Origin of the sequence: Aeromonas sp. LsrichE-8G (assembly GCF_022869435.1) — a bacterium.
Lineage (GTDB): Bacteria > Pseudomonadota > Gammaproteobacteria > Enterobacterales > Aeromonadaceae > Aeromonas > Aeromonas caviae.
Genome location: NZ_JALIHH010000295.1, coordinates 1 through 293 on the forward strand (window position 1 = coordinate 1; position 293 = coordinate 293).

Annotated in this window: 1 protein-coding gene; it reads left to right on the forward strand. The window is 57.7% G+C overall.

Translation table 11 applies throughout. From position 1 onward, the window contains the following. A partial coding sequence (locus tag MUW49_RS22185; protein ID WP_244812889.1) for a transposase occupies positions 1-293 on the forward strand: 293 nt, incomplete at both ends.

The following is a 293-nucleotide window of genomic DNA, read 5'->3' on the forward strand; positions in this document are numbered from 1 at the left end:
GACCGTCTGTTGCAAATGACGGTCTCGCCTCAGGCTCGCAAGAAAAACCCGGCGTTGCCGACACACTGGCAAGTTCGCGCAGTGACCTATGAGGTGGCAGGCAAGGAGAAAACGGTCTTTACCTCCCTGCCCGTGGCGCGATTCAGTGCAGCTCAGGTGGCGACCCTGTACCACGAGCGCTGGGAAATCGAGCTGGGATACCGGGATATCAAAAGCGCGATGCAGCACAACGCCATCACGCTGAGAAGCAAGAAAGTGGACTTGGTCTATCAGGAGCTGTGGGGATTGCTGCT